The sequence below is a fragment of the Longimicrobium sp. genome, assembly GCF_035474595.1.
In the GTDB taxonomy this organism is placed as follows: domain Bacteria; phylum Gemmatimonadota; class Gemmatimonadetes; order Longimicrobiales; family Longimicrobiaceae; genus Longimicrobium.
This window is the reverse complement of the sequence record NZ_DATIND010000060.1, coordinates 1-5,374: the sequence shown is the minus strand read 5'-3', so window position 1 is coordinate 5,374 and position 5,374 is coordinate 1. Positions and strand designations below refer to the sequence as shown.

Here is a 5,374-nt window from a genome sequence, read left to right as displayed (position 1 = left end):
TCGGCGCGGCCGGGGGCGCGGCTCTACCGCACCGGCGACCGGGTGCGCTGGCTGGCTTCGGGCGAGCTGGAGTTCCTGGGGCGGACCGACTTCCAGGTGAAGATCCGCGGCTTCCGCATCGAGCCGGGCGAGATCGAGGCGGTGCTGCGCCGGGCGCCCGGTGTGGGGGAGTGCGCCGTGGTCGCGCGCGAGGACGTGCCGGGCGACCGGCGGCTGGTGGCGTACGTGGTGGGTGAGGCCAAGGCCGGGGCGCTGCGCGACCACCTGCGCCAGAGCCTGCCGGAGTACATGGTGCCGGCGGCGTTCGTCCCGCTGGACGCGCTGCCGCTGACGCCCAATGGCAAGCTGGACCGCAAGGCGCTGCCTGCGCCGGAGTACGCGGCCGACGCGGAACGGTACGTGGCGCCGCGCACCCCCGTGGAGGAGGGGCTGGCGGAGATCTGGGCGGAGGTGCTGGGGCTGGAGCGCGTGGGGGTGGAGGAGAGCTTCTTCGAGCTGGGCGGGCACTCGCTGCTGGCCACCACGGTGGTGTGGGGGGTCCGCGAGCGGTTCGGGGTGGAGCTGCCGCTGCGGGCGCTCTTCGAGGGACCCACGGTGGCGGAGCTGGCCCGTCTGGTGGCGGAACGGGGGCCGGTGGCCGTGGCGGGGCCGGAGCCGGAGGCGGCGCCCGCCACCGAGGCCAGCCCGCACCACCTGCTCGCGGTGCTCGACGAGCTGTCGGACGACGAGCTCGATCGCCTCCTGGGCGCGCAAACCTGAAGAACCGGAAATCTGGAATGACCGTCCCCCCCGAGTCCGCCGGCACGCGCTCGCGCAGCGAGAAGCAGGCGCTGCTGCGGCAGATCCTGCTCGAGAAGATCGGCCGGACGCGAACCGCGCCCGCCTCCTTCGCGCAGGAGCGGCTCTGGTTCATCGACCGGCTGGAGCCGGGAAGCGCCGTATACAACATGCCCATGGCATGGCGCCTGGGCGGTGCGCTGGACGTGGCGGCGCTGGAGCGGAGCCTGGGCGAGATCGTCCGGCGCCACGAGGCGCTGCGCACCACCTTCGGCGAGGTGGACGGCTCGCCGGTGCAGGTGATCGCTCCCTTCGGCGGGTTCACCCTGTCGGTCGAGGACCTGTCGGAGCTGGACGAGGCGGAGCGCGAGGCGGCGCTCGGGCGGCGCGCCGGCGAGGAGGCGCGGCGGGCGTTCGACCTCTCGGCGGGACCGCTCTTCGGTGCATCGCTGCTGCGGCTGGGCAGGGAAGACCACGTGCTGCTGCTCTGGATGCACCACATCGTCAGCGACGGGTGGAGCATGGGGGTGCTCTTCCGCGAGCTGTCGGCGCTGTACGCGGCGTATCGCGAGGGGCGGGAATCACCGCTGCCGGAGCCGGGGTTCCAATATGCCGACTACGCCGTCCGGCAGCGCGAGCAGCTGAAGGGCGAGGCGCTGGAGCGGCAGCTCGGCTACTGGCGGGAGCGCCTGGCGGGCGCGCCGGAGCTGCTGGAGCTGCCCACCGACCATCCGCGCCCGCCGGTGCAGACCTTCCGGGGCGCGGAGGTCCCGGTGGAACTCTCCCTGGAGCTGCTGGAGCGGCTGCAGGCGCTGGGACGGAGCGAGAGGGCCACGCCGTACATGGTGCTGCTCGCCGCCTTCCAGGTGCTGCTTTCGAAGTACAGCGGGAGCGACGACATCGTCGTGGGGAGCCCCATCGCGGGGCGGACGAGCCAGGACGTTGCGGGGCTGATCGGGTTCTTCGTCAACACGCTGGTGCTGCGGGCCGACCTATCCGGAAACCCCACTTTCCGCGAGGTGCTGCGGCGGGTGCGGGAGCTGACGCTGGGGGCGTACGAGCACCAGGAGCTTCCCTTCGAGAAGCTCGTGGCCGAGCTGCGGCCGGAACGCTCGCTGAGCCACTCGCCGCTCCTGCAGGTGACGTTCGCGCTGGAGGATGCCCCGGACACCGGCGGGCTCGCGGGGCTGAGCGTGCAGGGAATGGGAACGGGGCTCGACGTCGTCAAGCTCGACCTGTCACTGACGCTGACGCCGACCGCCCAGGGGCTGCGCGGCGTGCTGGCCTACAGCACGGACCTGTGGGAAGCCGCGACCATGCGGCGGCTCGTGGGCCACTTCACGCGCCTGGTGGAGCAGGCGGCCGCCGATCCGGACGTGCGCGTCTCGCGGGTGACGCTGCTGGACGAGGCGGAGCGCCGGCAGGCCGTGGAGGAGTGGAACCGCACGTCCGCCGAGCCTGCCACGGGCGCCTGCATCCACGAGCGGTTCGCCGGGCAGGCCGCGCGCACGCCCGGGGCCCTGGCCGTGGTTGCCGGGGAGGACGCGCTCACCTACCGCGAGCTGGACGCGCGCGCCACCCGGCTGGCGCGCCGCCTGGTGGCGCTGGGGGCCGGGCCGGAGGTCCGCGTCGGCGTCTGCCTGGAGCGCGGCGTCGACGCAGTGGTGGCCATCCTCGCCGTGCTCAAGGCGGGCGCCGCGTATCTCCCCCTGGACCCCGCCTATCCGGCCGACCGGCTGGCGTACATGCTGGCCGACTCGGGCGCGCCGCTGCTGGTGACGCGGGCCTCGCTGGGCGGCCTGCTTCCGGCCGAGGGCGTGCGGAGCGTGCGGGTGGACGCGGACGCGGCGGAGATCGCGGCGGAGCCGGAGGTGGCGCCGGGGATGGCGGCCGCACCGGAGAACGCGGCGTGGGTGATCTACACCTCGGGCTCGACCGGACGTCCCAAGGGCGTGGTGGTCACGCACGCAAACGCGGCCAACCTGCTCCCGCGCGCGGTGGAGACCTTTGGCGCGGAACCGGGCGACGCCGTGCTGCAGACGGCGTCCATGAGCTTCGACGCCTCGCTGCTGGAGGTGTTCGTGGCGCTGCTCTCGGGGGCGGCGCTGCACGTGGCCGGGCGCGAGGTGGTGCTCGCGCCGGAGCGGCTGGCCGCGCTGCTGCGGGAGCGGGAGATCGGCGTGTGGGTGAGCACCCCCGCGCTGCTGGACAGCCTGCTGGAGGATGACTTCCCCGCGCTGCGCACGATCAGCACGGGCGGGGAGCGCTGTTCCGCGGAGACGGCGGCGCGGTGGTCGCGCGGGCGGCGGCTGGTGAACATGTACGGGCCGACGGAGACGACCATCTACACCACGGCGCACGCGTGCGCGCCGGGGGTGGCGGAGGCGCCGCCCATCGGCCGGCCGGTGGCGAATGCCCGCGCGTACGTGCTGGACGCGTGGGGAGAGCCGGTGCCGGCCGGCGTGCCGGGCGAGCTGCACGTGGGCGGCGCGGGGGTGGCGCGCGGGTACCTGGGCCGGGCGGCGCTGACGGCCGAACGCTTCGTCCCGGACCCGTTCGGAGGCGAGGCGGGCGGGCGGCTGTACCGCACGGGCGACCGGGCGCGGTGGCGGGCCGACGGGGAGCTGGAGTTCCTGGGGCGGACCGACGCGCAGGTGAAGATCCGCGGCATCCGCATCGAGCCGGGCGAGGTGGAGAGCGCCCTGCTGGAGCACCCGGGGGTGCGCGAGGCCGCCGTGGTCGCGCGCGAGGCCCCCTCCGGCATCGCCGGCGACCGGCGGCTGGTGGGATACGTGGTCGCGGCGGCCGGCGATCCCCTCTCTCCCGCCGCGCTCCGGGAGCACCTGAGGGCGCGCCTGCCGGAGCACATGGTGCCGTCGGCCGTCGTGCAGCTGGAGTCGCTGCCGCTGACCCCCAGCGGGAAGCTGGACCGGAAGGCGCTGCCGGAGCTGGAGCATGCCGGCGAGGGAGATCGGTACGTGGCCCCGCGCACGCCGACCGAAGAGGTGCTGGCGGGGATCTGGGCGGAGGTGCTGCGCCTGGAGCGGGTGGGCATCCGGGACGATTTCTTCGCGCTGGGCGGACACTCGCTGCTTGCGACCCGGGTGGTGGCCCGGTTGGGAGCCGTGCTCGGCGTCGAGATCCCCCTGCGCGCGCTCTTCGAGGCGACGACGGTGGCGGAGCTGGCCGGGCGCGTGGAGGAGATGCACCGCACGGGGGCGGGGCTCGCCCTGCCTCCGCTGGTGCGGGCCGAGCGGGGCGCGACGGCCCCGCTCTCCTTCGCGCAGGAGCGGCTCTGGTTCCTGCACGCGATGCAGCCGGACGAGGTGGGCTACAACATGTCGTTTCCCGCCCGCCTGGTGGGACGGCTGGATGCCGCCGCGCTGGAGCGGGCGCTGGGGGCGCTGACGGAGCGGCACGAGGCGCTGCGCACCACGTTCCGCCCGGTGGAGCGGGGCGCCGTGCAGGTCGTGCACCCGCCCGCGCCCGCGCACCTGCCCGTGCTGCACCTCACCGGGCTCGCGCCGCAGGAGCGCGATCGGGAGGCGCGCCGTCTGGCCCTGGAGGACGCGGAGAGGCCCTACGACCTGGAGCACGGTCCGCTGCTGCGCGCGACGCTGCTGCGCCTCGCCGACGAAGAGCACGTCCTTCTCCTGGGCATGCACCACATCGTCAGCGACGGCTGGAGCATGGGGGTGCTCCAGCGCGACCTCTTCACGCTGTACGACTCGTTCTCGCGCGGCCCGGAGTCACTGCCGCCGGCGCTGCCGCCGCTGGCGGTGCAGTACGCCGACTTCGCCGTGTGGCAGCGCGGCTGGCTGCAGGGCGACGCGCTCCAGCGGCAGCTCGACTGGTGGCGGACGCACCTGGACGGGGCACCCCCCGGGCTGGAGCTGCCGACCGACCGTCCGCGCCCGGCGGTGGTGAGCGGCCGGGGCGCGGTGATCGACCTCCGGGTTCCCGCCGAAACGACGAGCTCCCTGCGCGCGCTCGCCCGGCGCGAGGGTGCCACGCTCTACATGGTGACGCGAGCCGCCCTGGACCTGCTGCTCTCGCGCTGGTCGGGGCAGGAGGACCTGGTGGTCGGCTCGCCCATCGCCAATCGCACGCGGGTGGAGCTGGACGGCATCATCGGCTTCTTCGTCAACACGCTCGCGCTGCGAACGGATCTTTCCGGAGATCCCACCTTCGGGGAGCTGCTGGGGCGCGTGCGAGAGGTGACGCTCGGCGCGTACGCCCACCAGGACCTTCCGTTCGAGCGCCTGGTGGAGGACGTCGCCCCGGACCGTGGCCTGTCGCACACGCCGGTATTCCAGGTGTTGTTCGCGCTCCAGAACGTGGACGCTGGCGGGGGGGCCGCCAGCGCCGAGTTCCGGCTGGAGCCGTTCGAGGGCGAGATCCGGACGGTGCGCTTCGACCTGGAGCTGGACCTCAGGGAGGTGGGCGAGGAGCTGGTCGGGAGCCTGCGCTTCCGGACCGACCTGTTCGACGCCGCCACCATGGAGCGCTTCGCGGCGCAGTACGGGGTCGTGCTCGCCGCGGCCGCCGCCTCGCCGGAGGAGCGCCTGTCGCGCCTGGCCCTCCTTTCGGACGAGGA

Annotated in this window: 1 protein-coding gene and 1 pseudogene; both read left to right on the top strand. The window is 74.4% G+C overall.

Going from position 1 to position 5,374, the window contains the following annotated elements; genetic code table 11:
- Positions 1 to 2,141: pseudogene (locus VLK66_RS28740) on the top strand (condensation domain-containing protein); the annotation flags it as partial.
- On the top strand, positions 2,127 to 5,374 hold a 3,248-nt coding region (locus VLK66_RS10545), incomplete at its 3' end, for an amino acid adenylation domain-containing protein (protein ID WP_414676466.1). The pseudogene VLK66_RS28740 and the gene VLK66_RS10545, both read left to right, overlap by 15 nt.